The following is a 25,753-nucleotide window of genomic DNA, read 5'->3' on the forward strand; positions in this document are numbered from 1 at the left end:
AAGTTTAGGCTTTACCTTTTTTTCTACCTTTTTTAAGGTCTTTACTACGTTTAATCACTTTATATTCTTCGTAGCATTCGCTAATAGCATCTAATATTTGAAGATCATTAGCTGTATTTATAAAATCTTTAGAGTAATTACATTGGTTAACGATTTCATCTAAGTCAAACTTATTAACTTGTAATAAAACGAGAAGCATTTCTCTATCAAAACGTTTTGCTAATTGGTTTCTAATTTCATCATCTTCTTTCATTTTCTTTAACTTATGCATCTCGTTAGGCTTTTTGCCAAACATGTTGTATAAGAAGTCTGCAGGATTAAAAATAGCACCAAGAACTTTAGTCGCAATATTTGGTTTTCCGGCTTCATAACCTTGACCATATAGTCCAGAAATTCTATAACGGTTATTAGATGTAATAGGAACTTGTTTTATATCCACTTCTAAATAACCAGTAAGTTTTAATTGCTTTACTGTTACTTCTTCTAGAGCTAAAGCTAGTTCAGTCATTACAATTTCTGTATTGCCAAATTTTAACCAGTCGTTAGTCACTCTAACTTTTATGGATTTGTAACCAATGTAAGATAAGTGTAAAGTATCATTGACTTTTGCACTAATTTCAAATTCACCATTGTCGTCTGTAGCAACACCTTTAACCTGATTGATGTTTACAATGTTTACTTCAGTCAATGGGCCTTCAGTAGTAGAACTTGTTATGGTACCTTTAACTATACTAGGAGTTTTGGTGGCAGTGCTGTCTTGACTATAGCTGTTAACTGCAGTAAAACATAAAACTAAAATTAGTAAATAGCGCATAAAATATATTACGAAGTAAAGGTAGTAAACAAAACGGATTTTAACATATACATCCTACGATTTGACTAAATATTAACATGAAATAACACAAAAAAAGCCTCAATTAAGAGGCTTTTAACATTGTAAATTAATCTCGTCTACGTGAGCGTCTTGGTCTATCAGAACGCGAACCGCTAGAATCTGATCTTCTATCACCTCTAGAATCATCATATCGTCTTTCACGACTGTCACTAGAGCGTCTATCATTTCTATTATCATCAGAATGTCTTCTATCTCTTCTGTTTCCTGAGTCAGAACCCGATGATCTGTTACCTCTATCATTAGAACGTCTTTCTCCTCTTGGTCTATCATCGCGTCTACGACCTCCACCACCAGAACGTCTATCATTTCTTCCACGACCTCTGTCGCGTCTTCCGCCACCACTACGACCTCTATTTTCGCTTACTTCTACATTAACAAAACGACCTTCGTGCTTAAAGTCTGTAAAAAATGCTAAGACTTTTTCTTGCTGCTCTTTTTCTGTATTAAAGAAAGAGAAACTATCTTTTACATCAACTTTAAAGACATCATCTCTACCAAGTTCTAAAACTTCTTTTAAGAAATCTTTTAGCTTCATCCAGTCAAAACCATCTTTACGACCAACGTTGATAAAGTAACGCGTATCGTTAGAAGATTTTGCGTAATCACGCCCACGACCTCCTTCTAAATCTCTAGAATCTACAACACGCAAATCCTTTGATTTTTGGTAGTAATTGAAGAAACGGTTGAATTCAGCAGAGAAGAATTTCTTAATCAATGCTTCTTTATCAGTATCTGCAAATAATTCGTTGATACTTTCTAGATGCTTGTCAATTTCGTGATTAGTTTCTGTTGCATGAACTTTATTGGCTAAAGACATTAATTGTACTTCTACGATTTCCATTCCAGAAGGAATGTCTTTCTTTTCGAACTGCTTTTTAATAATGCGTTCTATGCTTTTTATTTTTCTTGTTTCACTTTTTGAAACAATGACCATAGAAATACCAGATTTACCAGCTCTACCAGTACGACCAGATCTGTGTGTGTAGGTTTCTATCTCGTCTGGTAGTTGATAATTAATTACGTGTGTAATATCATCAACATCAATACCTCGAGCTGCAACATCAGTAGCAACCAACATCTGTATTTGTCTGTTTCTAAACGATTTCATCACCATATCACGCTGATTTTGACTTAAATCTCCATGTAATGCGCCAGCACTATAACCATCTTCAATTAAATTTTCAGCTACCTTTTGCGTATCACGCTTAGTTCTACAAAAAATTACAGAGAATATATCTGGATTTGCATCTGCCAAACGTTTTAAGGCATGATAGCGATCTCTTGCATTGACTAAATAATATTCGTGAGAGACGTTTTTTGTACTTTCATTTTTTGTTCCGACTGTAATTTCTGTAGGGTCGTACATAAATTTCTTAGCAATTGTAGACACCTCTTTTGGCATTGTTGCAGAGAATAACCATGTACTTTTGTCATCTGGAGTATGTGATAGAATATCTGTAATGTCCTCGTAGAAGCCCATGTTCAACATTTCATCAGCTTCATCTAGTACGCTGTATTGTATCTTAGAAATATCAACCATATTGCGGCTAATCATATCTTTCATTCGACCAGGAGTAGCCACAATTATTTGTGCTCCTCGTTTTACTGATCTTGCTTGGTCAGAAATACTTGCTCCGCCATAAATAGCAGTAACATTTATACCTTTACAGTATTTACCATAAAGTTTTAATTCATTAGTAATTTGTAAACAAAGTTCGCGAGTAGGAGATAGGATAAGACCTTGTGTGGTTCTACTATCTATATCTATTTTTTGCAACATCGGAAACCCGAAAGCTGCTGTTTTACCTGTACCAGTTTGTGCCAAAGCCACTAAGTCTTTGTCTTCTTCTAATAAAAGTGGAATTGCTTTTTCTTGGACTTCACTAGGTTTTGTAAATCCTAAATCCGTAATAGCATGCAAAAGGTCTTCATTAAGACCGAGTTCTTGGAATGTGCTCATTCTTGAGTTATGTATTCGATTATGTTCTGTTGGTGTTACAAAAGAAGCGAATCGACATACTAAACACTTAAACTTCTAGGTAACACATCCTCACTCTGAGGAATTAATAAACTCAATCCTTATTGAGTTTCGAGCCGCAAAGATAGACTTTTAATTGGATTGGCAAATTTTGGTTGCGCTTAACGCCCACTGTGTATGGCGTAGTGAGGCGCGCCTCACGGAAAGCCATTGTTGCGCCTGATTAGCTATACACGCTGTTGTGTGTAGTATCGTTCGGAGTTCTCGTAGACTCGACTAAATATACATAAAATTAGCGAGGTGCGACAAACAGTGGGCGTTGGTATGTAATTAGTAGAAGGGCAGCGTTTGGAAAACGCGATTCTACGTGCCGCAGGCAATTACATACCAACGTTTAGTGTATGGTTAGTTGCTTTGGGATTAAAGATAGCAAAAGGGGACGAGCTTGAGGTAAATCCGCTGGATTTTCCGATTGGCACATAGACACTCTAGCAATTAATTATACACGGTGTTAGCAACTGCCTTTATAGCACTAACATTATAAAATTACCTAACAATGAAACTTGAAGTACAAAAATCAAAATGCTAATTTCCTTTTTGTATTTGTATGCTATTAATATCGTAATAATTACTATTAGCGGTAATACTAATCCTGATACTATTCTAAAAGAATAGATCGTACTTTTTCCTGATGAGACTAATTTATGTCTATTTATTTTTTTAAATATTAAAGACTCAGAATATTCGATTTGTTTATTCTCAACTGATTTTGCAAAATCTTCTGAAACTGAAAACTGATGTTTAGATGTGATTACTTTGTAAGATATATGTGAGTTTCCACCTGCATTATAATATGTTTCTCTATTCCTTTCTACTTTGATTACGTCCTCTGTAAACACCTTGCCTGAGAAAGTAAAATCTATCAATATAACTAATGCTAATATTATTGTTATTCCATATAGCAAAAGCTGTATTTTGTTCGTTTCTTTAGTCATTTTTAATGTTTAATAAGAATTCAAAAACTTGTAAATAAGCATTTTTTTTTGCGTTTAAATCTCCTTCAGCGGTACCTCCAAATTCATATTCGTAGTTCTTTCCATTAATATTGATTTTTCCGATTCTTAAATCAGACAATTGCTTTGGATTTGTAGATATGGAATGTCCAGCGTTCTGATATTTAATACTTTTAAAATTATATTTAAAATTGTTGTTGGTCAATCTATTTTCTATCATATCGGCCATTTTTGCTGATGGCCAAACTTTATCATCTACTCCAGAGAAGAGTAAAATAGGACCTTTGATTAACTCTACTTTAATATGGCTCTTATGGGTTGAATCAATCTTAGATAAACCATTTTCCCAATAGTCCAACATTCTTATTTTCTCTGTATCGTTTCCAGAAATTTTAGTCATAGGTAAATACGGAATATCAATTCCGTTATATTTCCAACTTGCTTTTAATTCATTAGAATTATAAGGTAAAACAGTATTTGACCAAGAAACAGAACTTGGTGTGTAAGCAATAACTCCGCTTACCATATCTGGAAATATTGAAGCAATTATTAAAGCTAATTCTGCATTTCTTGATGCTCCCATTACAATAATCTTTTTTGGGTCAACAGATTTTTGTTTTCTTATCCAATTTAATGCACTTTCAAAGTATTCTAAATCAATTTCCTCTGGTAAATTCGGCAAACCTTCTTTTCCTATGTAAGGCAATGATATTCCAACCATTTCTTTATTTGCGATTTCTTGAGACCAATAATCTCCCCATTGTCCGCCACCAATAAGAACAACTGCTGTTTTATTTTCAATATTTTCTTTTGCAAAAAAATTCACTTGAAAACCGTTTTCGTTTATTGGTTTAGGTTTTATTCCATTAAAAAGAATGCTGTCTATAACTAAATATGAGATAATAATTATAGCGATAACTCCAATAGAAATAATTAACTTCCTGTTTATTCTCATAGTTGGTCTTAGGTTGTTGCTAACGCCCACTGTGTATGGCGTAGTGAGGCGCGCCTCACGGAAAGCCATTGTTGCGCCTGATTAGCTATACACGCTGTTGTGTGTAGTATCGTTCGGAGTTCTCGTAGACTCGACTAAATATACATAAAATTGGCGAGGTGCGACAAACAGTGGGCGTTGGTATGTAATTAGTAGAAGGGCAGCGTTTGGAAAACGCGATTCTACGTGCCGTAGGCAATTATATACCAACTTTAGTGATATGAGGCCGTTTTAATGCCTTATATCAGACGTTAAGCGAAGTTAACTTTTTAAAAACAGAAAGTCAATACGTAGAACTACGTAATTTTTATAATCAGTCTATTGTTTTAAACAAAACCTCAAAAGCAGTATAAACTGCTAAATGCAAAGCATCTCCATGGTCTTGGTCTTCTAAAAATTTAAAGAAGACCTCTGTATTCTCTTTTCTATTAGCTTCTAATTTTTTGTAAAGTAATTTCGCATCACGTTCCATAATATCTCCTTCTTTACCAACAGCAACATAAATTTTCTTTTCAGTGCTATAAGCTTTTGGAGTTAGCTTTAATAAGGATTGGTCGTCCCACCAGAGGCTTGGACTTACTATGATATAGTTATCAAATAACTCTGGTCGCTTAAATAATATTTCTGTTGCTAACAAGCCACCAAGCGATTGCCCAATGATAGTTTTAGTGTCGTTAATTCTGTACTTATTTTGAATAAAAGGTTGTAGATCTTTTTCAATAAAGCCCATAAAATCTTCAGATTTACCAGAGGTAGGAAAGTCTTTTTTGTCTTGAGCTATAGTTGTTGGATAGGTAAAATCTCGTTTTCTATCGACATTAGTAATCCCAACAACAATAGATTCTGGTACCATATTTATCCAAGAAAATGAGCCAAATTGTACTATACCAGCAACGTGGATAAAGTCTTCATCTATAGAACCGTCTAATAGATAAATTACAGGATAGGTTTTTAATGAATCTAATTTATAGCTCTGAGGTAAGTAAATGTTTAGTGTTCTGTTTTCATTTAAGATTTTAGAATGTATCGATACCGTTTCACCAATATTTATTGGCTTGATAGAGTTAGCTTTACTTTGACCAATAATCTTAAACGGAATTATAACTATTACTAATAGGCAAAGCGCATTAAATATTTTCATAACTATTAATTAGGTTTTATTCCATGATTAATTTAGCGCTTTATTTCTATATCGCGCTTGCCGAGTAAGTTTCATGGAGCGCAAAAAATCTAAATAGTAATTTTTTCTTAAGTCTTCATTAATAGCACCAGATTTATTACCATTAAAGCCAGATATGATAAAATTGTTTTTATTGTTCTTAGTTAATACAATAGAGATGTCTTCATTATAAAATTTATATTCTATAAGATTATTTTTATCGTAATAATCACCAACCATAAAGTTTGGTTTGTTCATTTCATCATGCAATAATTCTATGCCTGATCTCTCTTTAGCGTAAGCATAAAAATTTTGAATAAACCTTAAAGTAGCTTCATCGCAAATAGATTTTAGTGGGTCTAGGTTTTGAGTTAAAAAGTAATCTTTTACTCGAGGTAAAAACCTATTAACGACTTTTAGAATAGAGTCTACTCGTGGTTTGAGTCTCTTTTGTTTATTGTAATTTTTAATTTTATTCTTCGCTTTAGTGATGCGTTCTTCTGTTGGGAATATGCTATTTTCACCTTTTACTCTCCAGTTTTTGTCGCCGTCTTTGCATAAGTGTATTTTGTAGTATTCTATACTTGTCATTTCACAGCTGGCACAATCACCATTTATATCTACAGACTTTACGCGCATTCTTAAATCTGCTCTTATGATTCGGGTTTTGAGCATTTGTTCGTATTTATGATGCAGCATTATAAGACGAAAAAGCGAATCACTTGCAACAGCTTTTAATTCTAAGGAATCATTGGCTCTTAAGTTTATTCTTCCATTAATAAAACGGTTACAGGTTTCTTTTACGTTTTCTGCTTCGGTCTGAGCATATCCAGAAACCATGAAAGCAAATATTACGAGTACTATAAACTTAGATTTTAAGGTATACATAAAATTATAATGAATTTAAGTAGTCAATAAGGAGCGTTACTGCCTTTCCACGATGCCCAATCTTATTTTTTTCATCTAAGGAAATCTCAGCAAATGTTTTGGTATAACCTTTAGCTTTAAAAATAGGGTCGTAACCAAAACCACCTTCTCCATGTTTTGTTGAGGTAATTTCGCCTGTACAAACTCCAGTAAAGGTTTTTAATTTACCTTTAAGATGTAAGGCAACAACGGTTTTAAACTGAGCGCTTCTAGAGTTTTTATTTTCTAATTCTGATAGCAATTTATTCATATTGTCTTCTGCATTACGTTGTGGACCAGCATAACGTGCAGAATACACTCCGGGTTCGCCATTTAAAACTTCAACCTCTAAACCTGTGTCATCAGCGAAGCAATCGTAACCGTAGTTAGTTTTTACATATTCAGCTTTTTGTATAGCATTGCCTTCAATTGTTGGCTGAGTTTCAGGAATATCTTCAATACATAAAATGTCTGCTAAACTCAAAAGTTTAATATGGTTTGGAATGAGTTCTTGAACCTCCTTAAGTTTGTTACCATTATTAGTTGCGAAAACGAGTTGCATAATTATTTGACTTTAGTGCTTCAAAGATATAGTAATATATTTTTTGAATTATAATGTTTAGCTTTGAGAATAAACGATAAAAAAAATGCGCTACACAATTTTTGCTTTATTAATCTCTTTTAATTTATACTCACAAACTACAGTAGAAAAAGATAGTAGCGGTTGGAATTTATTAGTTGACGGAAAACCCTTTAAAGTTAAAGGTGCAACTTTTGGTTACGATAAGGATGTTGAGAACTATGATGTCTATTTTAAGGATTTAAAGTTTTTAGGAGTCAACACCATTAGGACATGGGCAACTGGAGACAATACACCACAATTATTAGATGCTGCACAGGCAAATGGAATTAAAGTGATGGTTGGTATATGGATGCGTCATGGCAGACCAGGTATGGAAGATGATGATAGTTTTAATTATCTCAATGATAAGTTAGGTATGGAAGCTATGTATAATACTGCTATAGAAACTGTTGAAAAATACAAAGACCATCCTGCAGTTTTAATTTGGGGAATTGGTAATGAAGTTTACCTAAATATGGCTACTGATGAAGAAAAATTAGCCTATTCTAAGTTTTTGGAACGTATTTGTGGTGACATAAAATCTATAGATTCTAACCACCCGATTACATCAGTTGAGGCTTGGACTTTTGGTTTATATTGGTGGGAAGAACACGTCCCATCATTAGATATTTATGGTTTAAATAGTTATGGTGCTGGTGCAGGTTTTTTGCAAGCTGAATTAGAGAAACGAAATATTGATAAGCCTTATGTAATTACCGAATTTGGAGTTACTGGGGAATGGGATATAAAGAATGAAAAACATGGTATTAAAGTAGAGCCAACTGATAAAGAAAAGTACGATGCAATCTCAAATGGTTATAACAGTTGGATAGCTAATAAATCTAAATGTTTAGGAGTCTATATGTTTCATTACAGTAGCGGAAATAATTTTATGGCTCCATGGTTATTTACCCATGTTAATAATTTTAAAAGACCGCAATATTGGGCTATAAGAAAGGCATTTACAGGTAATGATCCGAAAAATAATGTTCCTCAAATAATTAATTTTGAATTGCCAGATAAAACCTTTTCTAGCGAAAATTGGATTCCGGTAATTTTGAAAGTTTCAGATATTGAAAATGACGAATTAGAAGTTAGTTTTTCTTATAATCAGCGCACAGGAAGTAGAAAGCGACGAGACCAAGTACTTTCGCTAAATCATAGAGGTAACTTTAATGATGGTTTTGAAATTCAGATACCAAAAGAACATGGAGCAATAAAAGTCTATGTTCATGTTAAAGATGACAATTCAAATTTAGCAGTAGCATCGACTTCAGTTATGTTGCATAATAAAGAAGCTAGTCTCAAAAAGTATAAAGTGCCTAAAGTAGATTTACCTTTCTATGTTTATAGAGAGAATAAAGAGTTGCCTTATTTGCCATCAGGTTATATGGGAAATTATAAAGACATGGTTGTGGATTTAAATTCTAAAGACGAAGCACATTCTGGTGAAACATCTATTAGAATAAGTTATAATACTGAAGGTGGTTGGTATGGGCTCGCACTTGTAGATCCTGCAAATGATTGGGGAGATATCCTTGGTGGTTATGACATTAGCGATGCCAAAACATTTAGTTTTTGGGCAAAATCTAATTTTGATGTCCATGCTACGATTGGATTTGGTCTAATTGATACTGATAAACCATTTCCTGATACTGCTAAGAAGTCACTTAAAATAAAATTAACAGACGAATGGAAGAAGTTTATTATAAAAACTAAGAAGTTAGATTTGAGTTGCATTCGTTCTGGTTTGGTTTTGTTCTCTAATGGAAATGGTTACCCATATAAAATCTATATAGATGACGTTGTTTTTGAATAATCAAATTATTTCAACTGCACCAGCAAGAATCTGTTTGTTTGGAGATCATCAAGATTATTTGCAACTGCCTATTATTGCATGTGCTATAGATAGATATATAAGGATTAAGGCTAAGCCCAATGATAATAGAACACTTCACATTTTTAAACACGATTTAAACCAGGAAGATGTTATTCAACTTAATGAACCAGTTAAAATTATCAAAGAAGATTATTTAAGATTATCTCTAATAGTTTTAGCTAGATATAATTGTATTCCCAATCAAGGATATGATGTCCATATTTCGGGTAATATTCCTATTAATTCTGGTCTGTCTAGTTCATCTGCTTTAACTGTAGCATGGGTACAATTCTTAATTGAAGCTTTTGGTATTAATGAGGCTGTTTCTCCAATGTTTGTGGCAAGACTTGCCTACGAAATAGAAGTTATTGAGCAAAACACCTCTGGAGGTAAAATGGACCAATACAGTATTAGTTTGGGGCATAAGATATTTATGAATACAAAGACAGATGCTATTCACAACTTTACAAATATTTTAGAAGGTATGGTAGTTGGTGATTCTGGGGAAGGAAAGGATACTTTAGGCACATTGTCGCATTTAAAAGGTGATGCTTGGAAAGCCATAAATCAAGTAAAAGCCAAATATTTGGATTTTGATATTACCACTATGAATATTGCGGATTTAGAGAAATTTATGCCTATTGTTAACGAAGCATTACAGCCTATTTTTGAAGCCGCTGTTCTTAATTATAGTATTACTAAGAATGCAGAAAAAGCGCTTCTAGAAACATATATAGATTATAGTCTAATAGGTGATTTAATGAATCAGCATCATGCACTTTTAAGAGATAATTTATTAATCACAACACCTAAGATAGATGCGATGATAAATGCGGCTTTAAAAGCTGGTGCTTATGGAGCAAAGATTGTGGGTTCTGGTAAAGGTGGTTGTATTGTAGCCTTATCACCCAAAGCGAAAGAGGAGGCTATAATTTATGCCATTAAAAATGCTGGAGCAAAGGATGCCTTTTTAGTAAAAGAAAGTGAAGGAGCACATATATTATCTCAAATTAAATGATTAATAGATTAATTATACTCGCTGGAGGAGCTTCTTCTCGCATGAAAAATTCGCAGGCTGAAAGTGTGTTGGATGCCGAGCAGATTCAACAAGCTAATCAACGTTCTAAAGGTTTAATTGAGGTTGATGACACAGGAAGATCATTGCTGGATTATTTATTGAAAAACGCACAAATAGCAGGTTATAAAATAGTATACATTATTACAGGGAAAGATTCGAGTATGTTTAGAGCACGTTATAAGCATCACGCTGAGTTAAAAATTAAATTTGCTATACAATATATACCAGAAGATAGAGTAAAACCTTTAGGGACTGCAGATGCCGTTTATCAAACACTAGAGCAATATCCTGAATTAAAAAAAAATCAATTTTCCGTCTGTAATAGTGATAATTTATATTCTGTTAATGCACTTCAGTCCTTGCTTAATATTAAATCACAAAATGGATGTATTGCTTATGATAGAGATTATCTTGAGTTTTCAATAGATAGAATTTCAAAATTTGCAGTAATGCAATTTGACCATAATTACCAACTTCTAAATATTATAGAAAAGCCAGATTTAGAAAAAGTTAAGAACTATAGAGATGTGGAAGGAAAAATAAGAGTTAGCATGAATATTTTCACTTTTGATGGCTCTATCAGTTTTCCTTTTTTTAAAGATTGTCCAATTCACCCAGAACGTAATGAAAAAGAAATTCCGACAGTTATATCTCATATGCTTAAAGTCAACTCTAAAAGTATGCTTGGCATCCCATTAGCTGAACATGTGCCAGATTTAACGAGTAAAGAAGATATTATAAAAATGAGTGACTACCTGCGAAAGAATTTCAATTCTTAATAATTAGAATTATTTTTAAAATTACTAATCACAATCTATCATGAAAAGAAGAAGCTTTCTTAAAAAAACATCATTGTCAGTAACAGGAGTTGCAGTGGCATCTATTTTGCCTAGTTGTGCATACAATATAAAGGATAGACCTTCAGCAAGTCAATATATGGGAGGTTTTGCTGCACCAAAATTAGAAACGGTTAGAGCTGCATTTATTGGTGTTGGTGCTCGTGGTGGTTATCATATGCAGTTTTTAGCTGAATTGCCAGGAACAGAAGTAGTTGCCATTAGTGATTTGTATGAAGATAATGTGAAGAAATGGGGAGCTATAGCAAATGAAATAGGTAAGGGCGAGCGACATAATGATGTTAGGCTATATCATGGGGATGAAAACCTTTGGAGAACAATGTTAGATGAAGTAAAGCCAGATGTTGTTTTTATAGCTACTAATTGGAAGAATCATGCACCAATGGCTATCACATCTATGGAAAAAGGCGCTCATGCTTTTGTTGAGGTGCCAATGGCTGTGACACTTCAAGAAATGTGGGATATAGTTGATACATCAGAACGTACACAAAAACATTGTATGATGATGGAAAATGTTAACTATAGCCGTGATGAGTTAATGTTTTTAAATATGTGCAGACAAGGAGTTATAGGCGATGTTATGCATGGTGAAGCAGCCTATATACATGAACTTCGTTGGCAAATGGAAGAACAAGAACGTGGAACAGGATCTTGGAGAACACATCATTATGCAAAGCGTAATGGTAATTTATATCCTACGCATGGACTTGGACCTGTTGCACAATACATGAATATAGCACGACAAGATGATATGTTTAATAGTATGGTGTCTTATTCTACGCAAGCATTGGGAAGACAACTTTATGCTGAGAAAAATTACCCAAAAGATCATAAATGGAACCAATTAGAATTTAAAGGAGGTGATTTAAATACGACTATTATAAAAACAAATATGGGTAGAACGATTATGGTACAATGGGATGAAACAAGTCCTAGGCCATATTCGCGTCATAATTTAGTTCAAGGGACTAAAGGTATTCTTGCAGGATTTCCCACAAGAGCTGCTTTTGATGGTGGTTTTGAAGGAGTAACTGATAACCATCATCGTTGGGTTCAAGGAGAGCATTTACAGGCTTTGTATGAGAAGTACGATCATCCTTTATACAAACGTTTAAATAAAGCTGCTAAAGGTAGTGGACATGGAGGTATGGATGGTATTATGGTATATCGCATTGTAGAATGTCTACAAAAAGGATTGTCTTTAGATCAAAATGTTTATGAAGGTTGTCTATGGAGTGCTGTTGCACCTTTAAGTGAACAGTCTGTCGCCAATGGTGGTGAGCCACAAGAATTTCCTGATTTTACTAGAGGTAATTGGAAAACTACAAAACCGTTAAGTGTTATTTCTTAGTTTTTGTGAGTTTTAGTTAATATTTATGACAATTATCAGCAATAAAGAAGACTAAATTTCGTATCTTAGAAGTAGTAATTATTAACTTAAAAGCGATAGATTATGACGGTAAATTTTCAGTATGTAAACACAGATGTAAGTGAAACACTTTCTAATTTCACTAAGGAAAAATTAGACAAACTATTTAATAGATATGAATTTTTAATTAACGCAACAGTCCGTATAAAGCATGATGATAACTTTCATGATAAAGGTAAGATTTGTGATATTGAATTAAGTCTACCAGGACCTCGCATATTTGCAACATCAAATGAAGCAAATTATGAGGTGGCTGTAAGAGCAACTATCAAGGATTTGGAACGTCAACTTAAGAAACGTAAAGAAGTATATAAAGTATATTAGACTAATATATATAAGAAATTAGTTTTTAAAACGCGAATCTTATCTATGATGATAAGGTTCGTTTTTTAATATTGTAAATCCTCTATACAGTTGCTCGATAAAAAATAATCTTACCATTTGGTGAGAAAATGTCATTTTAGAAAGACTTAGTTTTCCATTAGCACGTTTATAAACAGCATCTGAAAACCCATAAGGACCGCCAATCACAAAGACTAATGTTTTTATGCCAGAATTCATATACTTCTGTAGATAATTAGAAAATGCGACAGAATCTAATTGTTTGCCGTTTTCATCTAAAAGAATTAAAACATCAGAATTTTGAGTTTTTGCTAAAATGAGTTCTCCTTCTTTTTCCTTTTGCTGAGCATCAGAGAGGTGCTTTACTTTTTTTAAATCAGCAATAATTTCAAACTCAAACCGAATATAATGTCCAAGTCTTTTTTGGTAATCTTCAATTAATGTTTGAAGATTCTTGTTGTCGGTTTTGCCTATGGCTATAAGTTTTATATTCATGGTTTCAAAGTTATACTTTTTTGGAATTTGGTATTTAGTTTTTGAAGTTTTAATCTTTCAATACCTATTTTTACAGTAAATAAGATTTTACATGATTTCAAAAGAACAATTCAATATAGAGATAGACGGAATTATAAGTAATGCCATTAGAGAAGATGTTGGTGATGGTGATCATAGTTCATTAGCTTGTATTCCTGTTTCAGCTCTAGGAAAAGCCAAACTTTTGGTGAAAGATGAAGGCACTATTGCTGGTATCGAGTTTGCAAAACAAGTTTTTGCCTATGTAGATAAAAACATGAAAGTGGAAACTTTAATTGAAGATGGAACTAAAGTAAAATATGGTGATATTGCGTTCTATGTTGAAGGTGCATCTCAATCTATTCTTAAGGCCGAACGATTAGTTTTAAATGCTATGCAACGTATGAGTGCGATTGCAACTAAAACAAAAACCTTTGTTGATTTGTTAGAAGGTACAGGAACTAAAATCCTTGATACTCGTAAAACAACTCCAGGTATAAGAGCACTAGAAAAATGGGCAGTTAAGATTGGTGGAGGTGAGAATCATAGATTCGCCTTGTATGATATGATAATGTTAAAAGATAATCATATAGATTTTGCAGGTGGAGTGGACAAAGCAATTAATTTAACCAAAGCTTATTTAAAGGATACTAATAGAGATTTAAAAATTATTGTTGAAGCTAGAAACCTAGAGGAGATAAAAGAAATATTAGATTGTGGTGGAGTATATCGTATTCTAATCGATAACTTTAATTACGAGGATACGCTTAAAGCTGTAAAACTTATAGGTGATCAATGTTTAACTGAATCTTCTGGGGGAATCAATGAAAAAACGGTTAGACATTATGCAGAATGTGGTGTGGATTATATTTCGTCTGGTGCTTTAACGCATTCAGTTTATAATATGGATTTAAGTCTTAAGGCAGTATAGGATGTCTAAACACATAGAAGATAAATTAGCTAAAATTCCGGTACTTAATATAGTAGTTCGCTTCTTTAAGCAGATCAAATTACCAGGATTTGAAGGTTTATCTATTTATGATTTAATAGAACTTTATATCAGAGGCATTGTAAAAGGTGCTTTAACAACTAGAGCAAGCGCCATTGCTTTTAGCTTCTTTACGGCTATTTTTCCGTTTTTGTTGTTTGTAATTATTATAATGCCATATATACCAATTGCTAATTTTCAAAATGAGTTTTTAGATTTTTTGAATTCATTTTTGCCTCCTCAAACATCAGATTTCTTTTTCTCAAATATTTTTGAAAATATAAGTGGTGGTGCAGGAGCAGGTTTAGTATCATCAGTATTTTTACTATCGATGCTTTTAATGGCAAATGGCGTAAATGCTGTGTTTTCTGGTTTTGAAAATTCATATCATGAGCAATTAACACGGAATGTGTTTAAACAGTATTTGTATGCTTTAGGTATCGCTTTAATTTTAGCGATACTAGTATTGCTAACCGTTGCCTTTTTTGGTTATTTTCAACTTTATATCATAGAACCTTTATATGAGCAAATTAATCATGAAGCAGTATCCGAAACTAACTCTGGTGTCGGTTGGGTGATTTTTGCAAAGTATATGTTTTTTGTGCTGATGGTATATTTGGCTACAGCAACGCTTTACTATTTTGGTACAAGAGAAGGTAGAAATACGAGATTCTTTTCGGTAGGTGCATTATTAACAACTTTACTCATCATTTTAACGTCATACCTCTTTGGTATTTATATTAATAATTTTTCTCAATATAATGAGCTTTACGGTTCAATTGGAGGCTTATTGATTCTATTACTATATCTATGGCTTAATTCTAATATTTTGCTTTTAGGTTATGAGCTTAATGCTTCGCTTCAGTATTTGAAGAAGTATCCTAAAAAGTGATTACTTTTCTTTCAGCAATTTTAATAGCTTTGGTTTTTGTCTTTTAGATACTGGCAATTCTTTTCCATTGGTTAATATCACGCTTCCTCCATTTCCAGATATATAATTAGCGATTTCATCTGTATTTACTAAATAGGATTTATGAATTTTGAAAAACGATGTGTTTTCGAGAGTAGATTCAAAGTGCCCTAAGTTTTTTGAGACTAATTGACTTTTTTTCTCAGTAAAAACTTTGCAATAACTTTGGTCAGCTTTAAAATAAAAAACATCTTTAAGTTTAAGGATTTGTAAACCATTTTTTAGAGAAGGAATTACAACGGTTTCTTTAGGTTTATTATTTAGTCTATTAAATAAGATATCTAATTGATTAGGTACTTGAAACTCTTGTTTAGATTTTTTGAGCAATCGATTAATGGCTTCATTAAATTTGTCTGCAATAACTGGTTTTAATAAGTAATGAATTGCAGAATAGTCAAAAGCTTCAATAGCATAAGCGTTAAAACCAGTAACAAAAATGATTTCAAAATCAATGGTATTTAATTCATTTAAAAAATCAAAACTTGTTTTATCATGTATCTCAATATCTAAGAATGCCAAATCGATTTTTTGTTTGTTTACAACGTCTATTGCCTCCTCAACAGAATTACATTGGGCAACTACTAAAAATTCGTCTGCAAATGGTTTAAGGTGATATAGAATGCGATCAATTGCGTGTTGCTCATCATCTAATATTAGAGTTTTTATCATAGAATTAGTTTTTTTCTTCTAATGGAAGTTGCACAATAACTTGAACACCTTGGTCTTTGTCAACTATCTTAACAAATCCGTTACTATCCTTTTGTTGATTTATAATTTTAATTCTGTTACTTGTTATATCTATTCCATAGGATTTGTTTTGTTTATTTTCTTTTTTATCCTGTCTCCCAATACCATTGTCATCAATGGTATAGGTTAGAGTACTATCATTTGCTTTAATATTTATGGTTATAAATCCATTAGATTTAAGAGAGGCTATACCGTGTTTTATGCTATTCTCTAAAAAAGGTTGAATTATTAAAGGCGGAACTAATATGTTTTCTAAATCTATATTTTCCGATATATTAAACTCATAATCAAATGCATTTTTAAAGCGTTTTCGTTCTATTTCTAGATACGTTTTTAAGATTTGTAAATCATCTTTTAATAAAACAGAATCTTTTTCAGAATTGATTAATGTTTTACGCATTAGATGTGCAAATTTCGCTAAGTAATCTGAAGCCTCATCAATATCATTTTTTATAATATAATCTCCTATAGAATTTAAAGAATTTGATATAAAATGCGGATTCATTTGCGATCTCAGCACTTTTAATTCTGTTTCGCTGATGTTAGCTTGGAATTCTGCTTCTTTAGCTTTTGTAATAGCTCTTTGTTTACGTCTGTATATTATAAAACCAATTATTGAAGCTAATCCAAGTGAAAGTCCACCAAATAAATAACCATTTTTAATCAATTTTTGACGCTTAACTTCTTCTTGAGCAATCGCATTTTTCTTATCTGCCTCATATTTGATTTCTTTTCTTGAAATTTCGAGCTTTCTATCAATACTCGTTATACTATCTTTTATTTTAACGGATTTATGATAAGTTTCTAAAGCATTTTTATAATCTTTTTTTGCAGCATAAATATTTGCTCTTATTTCCCAAAGGCTGTATTCTAGGCCAGTTCTATTGGTTTTTTTACTTAGTTCAAAAGCCAAATCGCTATATTTTTGAGCTTCTTCATAGTCTTCAGTTTGAAGATAAATTGTTGAGGCATTAATATAGGCTGCTAATCGTATAATTTCGATATTGTGTTTGTTTACTAGTTCTAAACATTCTTCAATAGTCTCTATGGCCTTATCGTATTTTTTAGTTTCTAATAATGAAAAAGATTTATTACACAAAATATTTGCTAGAAATGGATAGTTTGTGGATTTTCTAGATTCTTCCTCGACTATATTAAAATAATGAATAGATTTTTCATACTCTTTTAGGCTTGCATAAGCAGTAGCTATTGCTATAAGTACATTTTTATCATTAGGGTAATCAACTAATACTTGGTTAAAGTTTTTTAACGCTAAATCGAAATCTTGCATTTGATAATAGATCGATCCTATATTATTTAAAAATGAAATTTTATAGGGTTTATATCTGTCGTTTGTCTCAATTAATGAAATACCTTCTTGATAATAATCTATTGCTCTAAAAGGATTGGAGTAGACGTATTGATATGTGATTGCAACTTTTTCTAATGCAGATATAGTTCCTTTAGTATAATCTAAACTTCTAGCTAATTTCAAGGTCTCTTCATTAAAATGTAACATTAGAGAATCTGGTTGAGTGTAGATTTTTTTTGTTGCGTACTGTAATCTTAAGTCTATGTAATTAGTATCAATCTCTTTTGAATTAAGTATTCTGTTTTTTAGCGAGTCTAGCTCTTCGTTTTGAGCTTTTGCATTAAAAATAATGCATAAAAATATTATGAGAGATAAATTTTTCATGGTTGGTGGTTAGGGTTAATTAATAGCAAATTAAAAATACTGCATTTTAAGGTTTTTATTAAATATTCCCGTTTATGAGTTAAAAGCTCCCGTCAATAAAATGGGCTTAGCTATTTGGCTTTTGTGATTATAGATTTAGGTAAGAAAATAGTGTTATCGAACTATTAAATAAACTAAAGTATAACTTCTAAAGCCTTTTAAAATGAAAACATTAAAAAGATTTACATTGTTAATTATGATTATCTGTTTAAACGTTACTTCTTGCTCAATACAAGATGAGATTATTACAGAAGATGATTCTGAAATTTTATCCACTGATCCTGCAAACAAGGATGATGATCCTGAGATTGAAGACCCATTAGGTTAATCTCATTTAATGGAAATAGAGACTTATTGTTTTGACTCTCTATTTCCATTTTTGTATTCTGAGTAAATAGAAACCAAGTGCACCGAGTTTTTAGCTCCTATTTTTACCGTTAAATTTTTTATATGTGTCTCTACAGTACGACTGCTTATAAAAAGACGGTCTGCAATTTCTTTTTGAGTTAAGCCAATTGTAAGCAAATTAATAATCTGTTTTTCGCGATTTGAAATATCTAACCATTTACCAATTTGCAGCATAGATTCTATGCTTTTATCTACATATTTTTCGCCTTTAGATACGGCATTTAAGGCAGCAAGAGTATCGTCAACTCCCAATTGCTTATCTAAGTATCCATCAACTTTTAAATCGTTGAATAAAATCTCATAGTTATCTATTTTAGCTTGCTGAGTCAGAATTATAATTTTAATTTTTGGGTATAATTCTTTTACTTTTTTTGCAATTGTAAAGCCACTATAATTACTAGATTCAAAGTTAATATCTAGTAAGATTACAGAAATATCATCATTAGTTAAAATCTTTAAAGCTTCATTATAATTGCTAGCAAGTCTTACACTGTTAATCTCATCCGTATTTTGCTCTAACAATAGTGCTAAACCTTGAGAGAATAACTTAGAATCATCAACAATTAAAATATCTAATTTTTTCATCGCTTTTTATAACTTGGAAATTGTACCGAAAACTGAGTGCCAACTTCAACCTTTTTAATATTACATTCACCATTAATTATCTCACAGCGTTGTCTAATATTTAATAGACCTATACCTTCTTTAAAATCTTTATCTATACCAATGCCATTATCAGTAAAAATAAAATGAATTATATTTTCTGTATCTATGAAATGGTTAATATGAACCTTTGTAGCATGTGCATGCTTTTCGACATTATTTAATATTTCTAATAATATGCCATAAAAATTATTTTGAACTGATAAATCTAATGTATTAAGCACATCTGGTAATTGGTCTTCGAGTTCTACAAACACTTTACCATATAGATGAAATTCAGACAATCGAGATGTAATAACTGCAGTAAACTTTTGATGACTCATTTGCATTTCTAACGGTGATAAACGATGTGATACAACGCGTATTTGTCGATTAATATTTTTTAATTCATTTGTGGTTTCATCAATCAATACTGTAGGTTCAGTAGATTTTTTTAGAGCTAAAATTTTTAATCTTAATCCGTCAAAGTTTGTAGTAATAATATCGTGTAGGTCTCTAGCAATACGTTTCTTAATAATTTCTTGACCTTCGTAAATGGCTTTTAATTTTTCGTGTTTGGTGTTTTGAGATTTAAGTTTTTGTTGTTGTATGTACGCGTAAAATGCAATGATGGCAAGGAAAATTATAAAGCTTAGTATAAGAAGCACATTGTTTTTGTTATTTATGGCTTTGTTCTTTTTCACTAGTTCTAGCTCCTTATTTTTATTTAATAAATTGAGCTTTAAAATTTCATTCTCTTTTTTTTCATATTCAAATTTAGACTGAATATTTTGTACGAGTTCTGTCTGTTCTTTATTATAGATTTGTTTGTATAATTCTGAATACTTTAGTTGGTAGTTTAATGCTGTTTTATAATCTTGTTTTTTCTGGTTGTATTCAACTTGGCTTTCGTAATAATTGAGAAGAATAATATTATCAGAGTTTTTATCAAGTAAATCAGCAATCTTATCTAAATATAATTTTGAAGGTTTTAAGTTATCGTTTTTTAGTTCTAAACTCAGAATGCCATTATAATTATAGGCCAAACTAATACTATCCTTTAAAAATGTATTAATTTTTATAGCCTCTATATAATTTTCTCTTGCTAATTTAATATTATTTTGTTTTAAATATGTGTTAGCCAGATTATTTAAAGCTGTACTATACTGCTTTGTATTGGGTTTTAAACTTCCTAAAGCTTTATTGTAATTTGCGACTGCTGAATCTAGTATTTCGAGATTGTCATATACATTGGCTAGATTATTATAACATCTAGCAATACCATTTTTATTATCTATTTTTTTTTGAAGGGTAAGTGCTTCTAAATGATACTCTAAAGCCTGATTGTAATTTTTGAGACTATTATGAATATTGCCTATAGTAATACAAACATTAGCAAGTTTCCTGTCGCTTTTTAAATCGGTAAAACCTTTATAAGCAATTACTAAATAGTGCAGAGCTTTATCGAATTGCTGCCTGTTTTTATATATTATTCCGGCAGTAAGAAAGGTGTTATTGGCATCATAACTGTCTTGGTTATTTTTGTAAATACTTAGACTTTTTTCTAAAAAATAGAGTACGCTATCAGGCTGATTTACTTTACGTTTTACTAAAAATAAATTATAATATACTTTCGCAGAATTTTCTGAAGTAGAATCAATTTTAATAGCCTCTTTATAGTCATAAGTCGCCTTTTTGTAATCTTTTTTTCTGTAATGCAATAAGCCTATAGTATTAAAAATAATATTTGCTTCTTCAGTCTTTTCAGCATCTAACCTAATATTTAAGTTATGCTGGTTAAGAGCAATAGCATCTTTTAAATTATCCGCTTTTATTAAACTATCGCTAATTCTTTTTAGTGATTGCAAATCGTAATTAGACTTCTGTGCACTTTGAGTCTGTCCATAATTCATTGGAACAAACAAAACACTTAGAACAAAAAGAAAACAATATTTCATGAATTGAATAAGAAGAATACCAAGATAGAAAAAATATAAGCTGAAATGTTTTTCAACTCAAAAATTACGGGAATTTACGGATTGTAGTTTTTTACAATATGCTGTAACATTGAAGTGTAGAATGATCCCTAAGTCTTCCGCTCTTATTTAGTGTTATTATGTTTTGGAAAAAAGCTATTAATCTAATTCAATAACAAATAATGAAATCATTAACTAAAATAACAATTCTTGTTATTCTTTTCTTATGTTCTAATTTGTTTGCACAAGAATCTCAAAAGGATGTAAAATACAAAAGAAGTTCGCTATATACGTTAATGCTTAGTGACGATATAAAAGAAAATAGTGACGTTATTGAATCGACATTTAAAGGTTCTTTAATCCCAGACAAATTCAATAATCATATTATAGATTTACGGATTATCCCAAAAGTCGATACTACTCAAATAACCATTTCAGATACAAGCTCTAAGAAGAAGAAAGGCCTATTATCTAAAATCCCAAAGTTTGGCAAAAAAGATAAAGGCAAGGACAAAAAAATACAACTGGCAATTTATAGTTTTTTGGATAGCATGGATATCGCTAAGTCAATGGTAGCTAAATGGTTTAATAGGAGTGAATCGGGAGGTTTTAATACAGATTTAATTTCTCAAAGAGGTTTTTATAATGCTACCGATCTCGATATTAAAATATCAAGAAATACTGAAAGAGGATCAGCAATGCTTTCTGATGCTGGTGAAAAACTTATCAATAACACTTTTGTAATTGTTAACGATTTTAGATATACCAACAAAGAGGAAATAGCGTCCAAGACTAAAGGGGTTTTAAATACAATTTCGTTAGTGACTAATAATTCTGATATAGCCACAGTATCTGATGTTACTTCTGCTGGATTAGATGTTGCTGGTAAAGGTTACATTGTTAAAACAAAGGCCTATTTATATAAGTTAGTATGGAATGAAGAAGTAGCGGCTATTTTTTACAACGATTTTTGGACGGAAGATGGGTCCTTAGATTCAGAAAAAGTAAAGGCATTTAATGAAACCGATATTTTTAAGCTAAAGCTCTTAGGTGAAGAAACGGCTTGGGCAGATGTGCAGAGTACAACATTAACACAAAAGACTAATGATGACTTAATTGCATTAGCAACGATAAGGGCCGTAGATAATGTTATAGCAAAACTCCAAAGAAAATACGAAGTTTTTAGAACAAAATCACCGCTATTAAGTGGTGATCCTATCGCAGCAAAAATAGGGTTGAAAGAGGGTATAGAAAAGGGTGATAAATATGAGGTTTTAGAACAGGTAATAGACAAAGATGGACATACAGAATATAAACGTGTTGGAGTTATTAAAGTAGATAAAAATCATATTTGGGATAACCGATTTATGGCTGACGAGGAATCTAACTCTACTATAGAGTATACAACATTTAGCGGCTCAAAGAATAAATACTATTCTGGTATGCTAATCAGACAAATTAATTAATAACCTAACAACAATATATATGAAATTTAGAAATATTTTATTGGTAATTATTCTAACTGGATTTAGCCTTAATGCCAATGCGCAGTGGAAAAAAAATAAAGCAAATAAGGATACTAAAATATGGAGGTACGATTTAGAGTGTGAAGGGATTGCAAAACAAGGTTCAAAACTTGTAAAAGTATGGTCTTACTCGAAAAATCCTAAACATGCTATTTCACGAGGAATGAAAAACGCAGTACACGGTATCGTTTTTAAAGGTTATGCAGGTGGTGGACAAGGCTGCACATCTTTAAAACCATTAGTGAAATCTGCTGAAACAGAAACAAAATTTAAAGAATTCTTTGATAAGTTTTTTGCTGATGGTGGTGAATATTTAAAATATGTTTCTGCTGCTACAGATGGTAGTATTGCTCCAGGTGACCGATTAAAAATTAGTAGACGTGAGTATAAAATCGGTGTTATTGTAAACATACAATTTGATCAATTAAGAAAACGTCTAGAAAGCGAAGGAATCATAAAAGGTTTAACTGCAGGGTTTTAATTAGTTAATTATTAGATATGAAAAAAAGTATACTACTAGGAATTGCATTTTTATTTGTAAGTGTTATAGTATTTGGACAAGCAAAAAAACCAACATTGATGGTAGTGCCAAGTGACGTATGGTGTAATCAAAATGGTTATATGATTAATTATGACGATCAAGGAACTTTAGTTAAAGTGCCAGATTATAAAAGAGCGTTTCAAGAAAATGCGGAGGTTATTCAAGTCATTAGTCATATAAATGGTATGATGGCAGAGAGAGGATTTCCTCTTAAAAATATGGAATCTGTTATTAAAACCTTAAACTCTAATGCTGCAGAAGATAATTTACGTACATCAAAATCTTCAGGAAGCGGTATTAGTGAAAGCCCAATAGACGCCTTTAAAAAGGTAGCCAAGGCAGATATTATTATGCAATTGACATGGACTGTTAATAAAACTGGGCCTAAAAAATCGATAACCTTTAATCTTCAGGGTTTAGATGCTTATACAGATAAACAAATTGCTACAGCAGTAGGTACAGGTGATCCCTCTTTTTCAGCTGAGCTACCTGTATTACTTAACGAAGCTGTACTTGCACATATAGATGGATTTAACGATCAATTAATGACTCATTTTGAAGATTTGTTTGAAAATGGTCGGGAAATTATAGTGCGTATTCAAAAATGGGACGATTGGGATGGCGATCTAGAAACCGAATTCGATGACGAAGAATTAGGAATTATTATTGAAGACTGGCTGGCGGATAATACGGTTAAGGGACGTTTTAGTACAACAGACATGACAGAAAATATGGCATTATTTGAACAAGTAAGAATTCCATTATATAATGATAAAAATAGAGCTATTGATGCCAGGCGTTATGTCCGAGGGCTTAGTAAGTTTTTGAAAAACGCACCTTACAATATTCCAAACAAATTGGTAATGAAAGGTTTGGGAAGGGCTACCATAATTTTAGGCGGTAAGTAATTATAGCGTAATAAGGAATAAATAAAACAAATAAGATGAAAAAAATAATATACATATTCTTGTTTTCAGTAACAACTGTGTTGTTTGCACAAGAAAATGATAATGGAATAACTTTAGGGAGCTATATACCAGAACAAGCTGAGGGAATTCCTAGCTATGCTCAAAATATGCTTATAAATAAATTGGGGAGAATTATCACAGAAAATGGTATTAGCGATAATGTGTATAACTCTAGATTTATTATTACCCCAAATATTACGGTATTAAGCAAAAATATTACTGGTACTGCTCCAACTATGATCGCTCTGAGTTTAGATTTAACCCTATATATAGGTGACGGCGTCGCTGGTAATTTATTTTCTAGTGAATCGATACAGTTAAAAGGTGTTGGTACTAATGAGAACAAAGCTTACATGTCAGCGTTAAAGCAAGTAAAACCAAAAAACAAGGAAATTCAGAATTTTATTTCAAAAGGAAAAACAAAAATTTTAGAGTATTACAACGCTAATTGCCAATTAATGCTCAATAAAGCCCAAAAGTTAGAATCACAGAATGCATTCGAAGAAGCGCTCTTAGTCTTAACCCATGTGCCAGAAGCCAGTGATTGTTTTAATTCAGTGAAATCAAAAATAAAACCACTTTATACTAAAGCGATAGAGAGAGATTGTACAACTAAACTTAATAGAGCATCTGCAATTTGGGCCGCAAACCAAGATATTAAAGCAGCTAACAAAGCCGGATATATTCTTTCAACAATAGAACCAAGTTCATCATGTTTTGGACAAGTAAAAACCCTGTATTCTAAAATTTCAGCTCGTGTAAAAGATTTAGGCGATAGAGATTGGAACTATGATTTAAAAGTTTTGGAAGTACGAGCTAACGTAATCGAAGCAGCGAGAGATATAGGTGTTGCATATGGTGAAAATCAACCACAAAGCATGACTTATAATGTAAGAGGATGGTATTAACAATAAGCAACCTTACCTAAAAATTAAAGCTATTAATTAATTCTTATAAAACTTAAACTTATGAAGAAAATCATTTTACTATTATCAATTTCCGTATTCGTATTTGCATGTAGCAGTGATGACGATAATGCTGCTAGCGAATTTGATGGCTCATTAGAGTCAATCGAAGAATTTTTCACACCAGAGCTAGTAGACGCACTTGGGGATTTAGGTTTTGATATAAATACAGGTAATACACCTCCGGACGTTGAGGGTTCTTATTTAGCAAGCCCATTTATATTGTCAGCTTCAAACATTCCCTCAGACAATATGGGGCAGGCATTTGCACCTTATGCGGCTACATTTAGCAATCAAAATAGCAGTGAGCTTACATTAGATTTTATGGGACAGGGTGGTAGTCAAATAGACGAAGGAACTGGCTCTTTTGTGTCTGGAGACGGAGCCGAGTTTACTGTATTATTAAAATTGGTATCGCAATCTGACGGCTCAGTAGAAGTTGATACTGCATTTGCAATTTCAGGCACAATGGCAGAAGATGGTATTGTAGATATGCAGATTGCAGTACTAATGTTGGATAATAAAGGAAATCCTGACGGGAATTATATATATAACAACCAAGGTAGGGTCTTATTTGATTCAGATGGTTTTTCACCAAGACAATAATAAACTCATTACATAG

25 protein-coding genes are annotated in these 25,753 nt (G+C 32.0%); 13 read left to right on the forward strand and 12 right to left on the reverse strand.

The window, feature by feature from the left end; translation table 11 throughout:
• Window positions 1-4: 4 nt before the first annotated feature.
• The 7 genes from WPG_RS12785 to WPG_RS12815 all read right to left on the reverse strand — a co-directional run bounded on the left by WPG_RS12785 (window position 5) and on the right by WPG_RS12815 (window position 7,507).
• Window positions 5-814: a carboxypeptidase-like regulatory domain-containing protein gene (locus tag WPG_RS12785; protein WP_045473340.1), complete on the reverse strand. Its 810-nt coding sequence runs from the start codon at window positions 812-814 to the stop codon at window positions 5-7.
• A 127-nt stretch (window positions 815-941) separates the two neighbouring features.
• Window positions 942-2,855 carry a DEAD/DEAH box helicase gene (locus WPG_RS12790; RefSeq protein WP_045473343.1) on the reverse strand — a complete coding sequence of 638 codons (1,914 nt, stop codon included), beginning with the start codon at window positions 2,853-2,855 and terminating at the stop codon, window positions 942-944.
• A gap of 542 nt (window positions 2,856-3,397) precedes the next feature.
• On the reverse strand, window positions 3,398-3,868 hold the full coding sequence (locus WPG_RS12795) for a hypothetical protein (protein ID WP_045473346.1): 471 nt from the start codon (window positions 3,866-3,868) through the stop codon (window positions 3,398-3,400).
• Window positions 3,861-4,841, reverse strand: coding sequence for an acyl-CoA thioester hydrolase/BAAT C-terminal domain-containing protein (locus WPG_RS12800; protein ID WP_231850191.1), 981 nt, complete (start codon window positions 4,839-4,841; stop codon window positions 3,861-3,863). The genes WPG_RS12795 and WPG_RS12800 overlap by 8 nt, the downstream gene beginning before the upstream one ends.
• 352 nt (window positions 4,842-5,193) lie before the next feature.
• A complete protein-coding gene (locus tag WPG_RS12805; RefSeq protein WP_045473349.1) occupies window positions 5,194-6,021 on the reverse strand; it encodes an alpha/beta hydrolase in 828 nt (275 codons plus the stop codon).
• Window positions 6,022-6,048: 27 nt separating this feature from the next.
• Window positions 6,049-6,927 carry a hypothetical protein gene (locus WPG_RS12810; protein ID WP_144374476.1) on the reverse strand — a complete coding sequence of 293 codons (879 nt, stop codon included), beginning with the start codon at window positions 6,925-6,927 and terminating at the stop codon, window positions 6,049-6,051.
• A gap of 4 nt (window positions 6,928-6,931) precedes the next feature.
• On the reverse strand, window positions 6,932-7,507 hold the full coding sequence (locus WPG_RS12815; RefSeq protein ID WP_045473356.1) for a non-canonical purine NTP diphosphatase: 576 nt from the start codon (window positions 7,505-7,507) through the stop codon (window positions 6,932-6,934).
• A gap of 85 nt (window positions 7,508-7,592) precedes the next feature.
• On the opposite strand from WPG_RS12815, the gene WPG_RS12820 reads away from it, so the two are divergent.
• The 5 genes from WPG_RS12820 to WPG_RS12840 all read left to right on the forward strand — a co-directional run bounded on the left by WPG_RS12820 (window position 7,593) and on the right by WPG_RS12840 (window position 13,134).
• Complete coding sequence (locus WPG_RS12820; protein ID WP_045473358.1) at window positions 7,593-9,386, forward strand: glycoside hydrolase family 2 TIM barrel-domain containing protein; 1,794 nt, start codon at window positions 7,593-7,595, stop codon at window positions 9,384-9,386.
• Window positions 9,367-10,464, forward strand: a complete 1,098-nt coding sequence (locus tag WPG_RS12825; protein WP_045473361.1) for a mevalonate kinase — start codon at window positions 9,367-9,369, stop codon at window positions 10,462-10,464. Before WPG_RS12820 ends, WPG_RS12825 begins: the two co-directional genes overlap by 20 nt.
• Entirely contained in the window at window positions 10,461-11,303 is an 843-nt protein-coding gene (locus tag WPG_RS12830) for an NDP-sugar synthase (RefSeq protein WP_045473364.1), read from the forward strand. The genes WPG_RS12825 and WPG_RS12830 overlap by 4 nt, the downstream gene beginning before the upstream one ends.
• A gap of 40 nt (window positions 11,304-11,343) precedes the next feature.
• Window positions 11,344-12,732: a Gfo/Idh/MocA family protein gene (locus tag WPG_RS12835; protein ID WP_045473367.1), complete on the forward strand. Its 1,389-nt coding sequence runs from the start codon at window positions 11,344-11,346 to the stop codon at window positions 12,730-12,732.
• Window positions 12,733-12,834: 102 nt separating this feature from the next.
• Window positions 12,835-13,134, forward strand: coding sequence for an HPF/RaiA family ribosome-associated protein (locus WPG_RS12840; RefSeq protein WP_045473370.1), 300 nt, complete (start codon window positions 12,835-12,837; stop codon window positions 13,132-13,134).
• A 39-nt stretch (window positions 13,135-13,173) separates the two neighbouring features.
• Here the strand turns inward: WPG_RS12840 and rlmH are convergent, their stop codons facing one another.
• Window positions 13,174-13,647 (reverse strand): 23S rRNA (pseudouridine(1915)-N(3))-methyltransferase RlmH, encoded by a 474-nt coding sequence (rlmH, locus tag WPG_RS12845; protein ID WP_045473373.1) that lies wholly within the window; start codon window positions 13,645-13,647, stop codon window positions 13,174-13,176.
• Window positions 13,648-13,738: 91 nt separating this feature from the next.
• Between rlmH and nadC the strand changes: the two genes are divergently transcribed.
• On the forward strand, window positions 13,739-14,596 hold the full coding sequence (gene nadC, locus WPG_RS12850) for a carboxylating nicotinate-nucleotide diphosphorylase (protein WP_045473376.1): 858 nt from the start codon (window positions 13,739-13,741) through the stop codon (window positions 14,594-14,596).
• Between the two features lies 1 nt (window position 14,597).
• A complete protein-coding gene (locus tag WPG_RS12855) occupies window positions 14,598-15,545 on the forward strand; it encodes a YihY/virulence factor BrkB family protein (protein WP_045473379.1) in 948 nt (315 codons plus the stop codon).
• On the opposite strand, the gene WPG_RS12860 is transcribed toward WPG_RS12855, so the two are convergent.
• Window positions 15,546-16,292 carry a LytR/AlgR family response regulator transcription factor gene (locus tag WPG_RS12860; protein WP_045473382.1) on the reverse strand — a complete coding sequence of 249 codons (747 nt, stop codon included), beginning with the start codon at window positions 16,290-16,292 and terminating at the stop codon, window positions 15,546-15,548. It abuts the gene before it with no gap.
• Between the two features lie 4 nt (window positions 16,293-16,296).
• Window positions 16,297-18,066, reverse strand: a complete 1,770-nt coding sequence (locus WPG_RS12865) for a histidine kinase (protein WP_045473385.1) — start codon at window positions 18,064-18,066, stop codon at window positions 16,297-16,299.
• A gap of 202 nt (window positions 18,067-18,268) precedes the next feature.
• Here WPG_RS12865 and WPG_RS18230 point away from each other — a divergent pair, with 202 nt between their 5' ends.
• On the forward strand, window positions 18,269-18,433 hold the full coding sequence (locus tag WPG_RS18230) for a hypothetical protein (RefSeq protein ID WP_171817183.1): 165 nt from the start codon (window positions 18,269-18,271) through the stop codon (window positions 18,431-18,433).
• Between the two features lie 23 nt (window positions 18,434-18,456).
• Here WPG_RS18230 and WPG_RS12870 read toward each other — a convergent pair whose 3' ends face one another.
• Window positions 18,457-19,098, reverse strand: a complete 642-nt coding sequence (locus WPG_RS12870; RefSeq protein WP_045473388.1) for a response regulator transcription factor — start codon at window positions 19,096-19,098, stop codon at window positions 18,457-18,459.
• Complete coding sequence (locus WPG_RS12875) at window positions 19,095-21,113, reverse strand: tetratricopeptide repeat protein (protein ID WP_084221585.1); 2,019 nt, start codon at window positions 21,111-21,113, stop codon at window positions 19,095-19,097. The genes WPG_RS12870 and WPG_RS12875 overlap by 4 nt, the downstream gene beginning before the upstream one ends.
• Before the next feature lie 200 nt (window positions 21,114-21,313).
• On the opposite strand from WPG_RS12875, the gene WPG_RS12880 reads away from it, so the two are divergent.
• Genes WPG_RS12880 through WPG_RS12900 form a run of 5 tightly spaced genes read left to right on the forward strand, consistent with a single transcriptional unit; the run spans window position 21,314 to window position 25,737 of the window.
• Window positions 21,314-22,597 carry a hypothetical protein gene (locus tag WPG_RS12880; RefSeq protein WP_045473395.1) on the forward strand — a complete coding sequence of 428 codons (1,284 nt, stop codon included), beginning with the start codon at window positions 21,314-21,316 and terminating at the stop codon, window positions 22,595-22,597.
• A 19-nt stretch (window positions 22,598-22,616) separates the two neighbouring features.
• Window positions 22,617-23,138 (forward strand): hypothetical protein, encoded by a 522-nt coding sequence (locus WPG_RS12885; protein ID WP_045473398.1) that lies wholly within the window; start codon window positions 22,617-22,619, stop codon window positions 23,136-23,138.
• A 17-nt stretch (window positions 23,139-23,155) separates the two neighbouring features.
• The gene (locus WPG_RS12890; RefSeq protein WP_045473401.1) at window positions 23,156-24,106 is read left to right on the forward strand and encodes a DUF6175 family protein; all 951 of its coding nucleotides are present in this window, start codon (window positions 23,156-23,158) and stop codon (window positions 24,104-24,106) included.
• 35 nt (window positions 24,107-24,141) lie between these two features.
• Window positions 24,142-25,074, forward strand: coding sequence for a hypothetical protein (locus WPG_RS12895; RefSeq protein WP_045473404.1), 933 nt, complete (start codon window positions 24,142-24,144; stop codon window positions 25,072-25,074).
• Between the two features lie 60 nt (window positions 25,075-25,134).
• Window positions 25,135-25,737: a hypothetical protein gene (locus tag WPG_RS12900; RefSeq protein WP_045473406.1), complete on the forward strand. Its 603-nt coding sequence runs from the start codon at window positions 25,135-25,137 to the stop codon at window positions 25,735-25,737.
• The last annotated feature ends 16 nt before the right edge of the window (window positions 25,738-25,753 follow it).

The sequence above is a fragment of the Winogradskyella sp. PG-2 genome (assembly GCF_000828715.1).
GTDB lineage: Bacteria > Bacteroidota > Bacteroidia > Flavobacteriales > Flavobacteriaceae > Winogradskyella.

Coding starts and splice junctions, on each gene's coding strand:
- WPG_RS12880 (WP_045473395.1), top strand. CDS start 21,314: ATGAAATCATTAACTAAAATAACAATTCTTGTTATTCTTTTCTTATGT.
- WPG_RS12895 (WP_045473404.1), top strand. CDS start 24,142: ATGAAAAAAATAATATACATATTCTTGTTTTCAGTAACAACTGTGTTG.
- WPG_RS12830 (WP_045473364.1), top strand. CDS start 10,461: ATGATTAATAGATTAATTATACTCGCTGGAGGAGCTTCTTCTCGCATG.
- WPG_RS12900 (WP_045473406.1), top strand. CDS start 25,135: ATGAAGAAAATCATTTTACTATTATCAATTTCCGTATTCGTATTTGCA.
- WPG_RS12785 (WP_045473340.1), bottom strand. CDS start 814: ATGCGCTATTTACTAATTTTAGTTTTATGTTTTACTGCAGTTAACAGC.
- WPG_RS18230 (WP_171817183.1), top strand. CDS start 18,269: ATGAAAACATTAAAAAGATTTACATTGTTAATTATGATTATCTGTTTA.
- WPG_RS12855 (WP_045473379.1), top strand. CDS start 14,598: ATGTCTAAACACATAGAAGATAAATTAGCTAAAATTCCGGTACTTAAT.
- WPG_RS12815 (WP_045473356.1), bottom strand. CDS start 7,507: ATGCAACTCGTTTTCGCAACTAATAATGGTAACAAACTTAAGGAGGTT.
- WPG_RS12790 (WP_045473343.1), bottom strand. CDS start 2,855: ATGAGCACATTCCAAGAACTCGGTCTTAATGAAGACCTTTTGCATGCT.
- WPG_RS12835 (WP_045473367.1), top strand. CDS start 11,344: ATGAAAAGAAGAAGCTTTCTTAAAAAAACATCATTGTCAGTAACAGGA.
- WPG_RS12805 (WP_045473349.1), bottom strand. CDS start 6,021: ATGAAAATATTTAATGCGCTTTGCCTATTAGTAATAGTTATAATTCCG.
- WPG_RS12885 (WP_045473398.1), top strand. CDS start 22,617: ATGAAATTTAGAAATATTTTATTGGTAATTATTCTAACTGGATTTAGC.
- rlmH (WP_045473373.1), bottom strand. CDS start 13,647: ATGAATATAAAACTTATAGCCATAGGCAAAACCGACAACAAGAATCTT.
- WPG_RS12865 (WP_045473385.1), bottom strand. CDS start 18,066: ATGAAAAATTTATCTCTCATAATATTTTTATGCATTATTTTTAATGCA.
- WPG_RS12875 (WP_084221585.1), bottom strand. CDS start 21,113: ATGAAATATTGTTTTCTTTTTGTTCTAAGTGTTTTGTTTGTTCCAATG.
- WPG_RS12890 (WP_045473401.1), top strand. CDS start 23,156: ATGAAAAAAAGTATACTACTAGGAATTGCATTTTTATTTGTAAGTGTT.
- WPG_RS12800 (WP_231850191.1), bottom strand. CDS start 4,841: ATGAGAATAAACAGGAAGTTAATTATTTCTATTGGAGTTATCGCTATA.
- nadC (WP_045473376.1), top strand. CDS start 13,739: ATGATTTCAAAAGAACAATTCAATATAGAGATAGACGGAATTATAAGT.
- WPG_RS12825 (WP_045473361.1), top strand. CDS start 9,367: ATGACGTTGTTTTTGAATAATCAAATTATTTCAACTGCACCAGCAAGA.
- WPG_RS12840 (WP_045473370.1), top strand. CDS start 12,835: ATGACGGTAAATTTTCAGTATGTAAACACAGATGTAAGTGAAACACTT.
- WPG_RS12795 (WP_045473346.1), bottom strand. CDS start 3,868: ATGACTAAAGAAACGAACAAAATACAGCTTTTGCTATATGGAATAACA.
- WPG_RS12860 (WP_045473382.1), bottom strand. CDS start 16,292: ATGATAAAAACTCTAATATTAGATGATGAGCAACACGCAATTGATCGC.
- WPG_RS12810 (WP_144374476.1), bottom strand. CDS start 6,927: ATGTATACCTTAAAATCTAAGTTTATAGTACTCGTAATATTTGCTTTC.
- WPG_RS12820 (WP_045473358.1), top strand. CDS start 7,593: ATGCGCTACACAATTTTTGCTTTATTAATCTCTTTTAATTTATACTCA.
- WPG_RS12870 (WP_045473388.1), bottom strand. CDS start 19,098: ATGAAAAAATTAGATATTTTAATTGTTGATGATTCTAAGTTATTCTCT.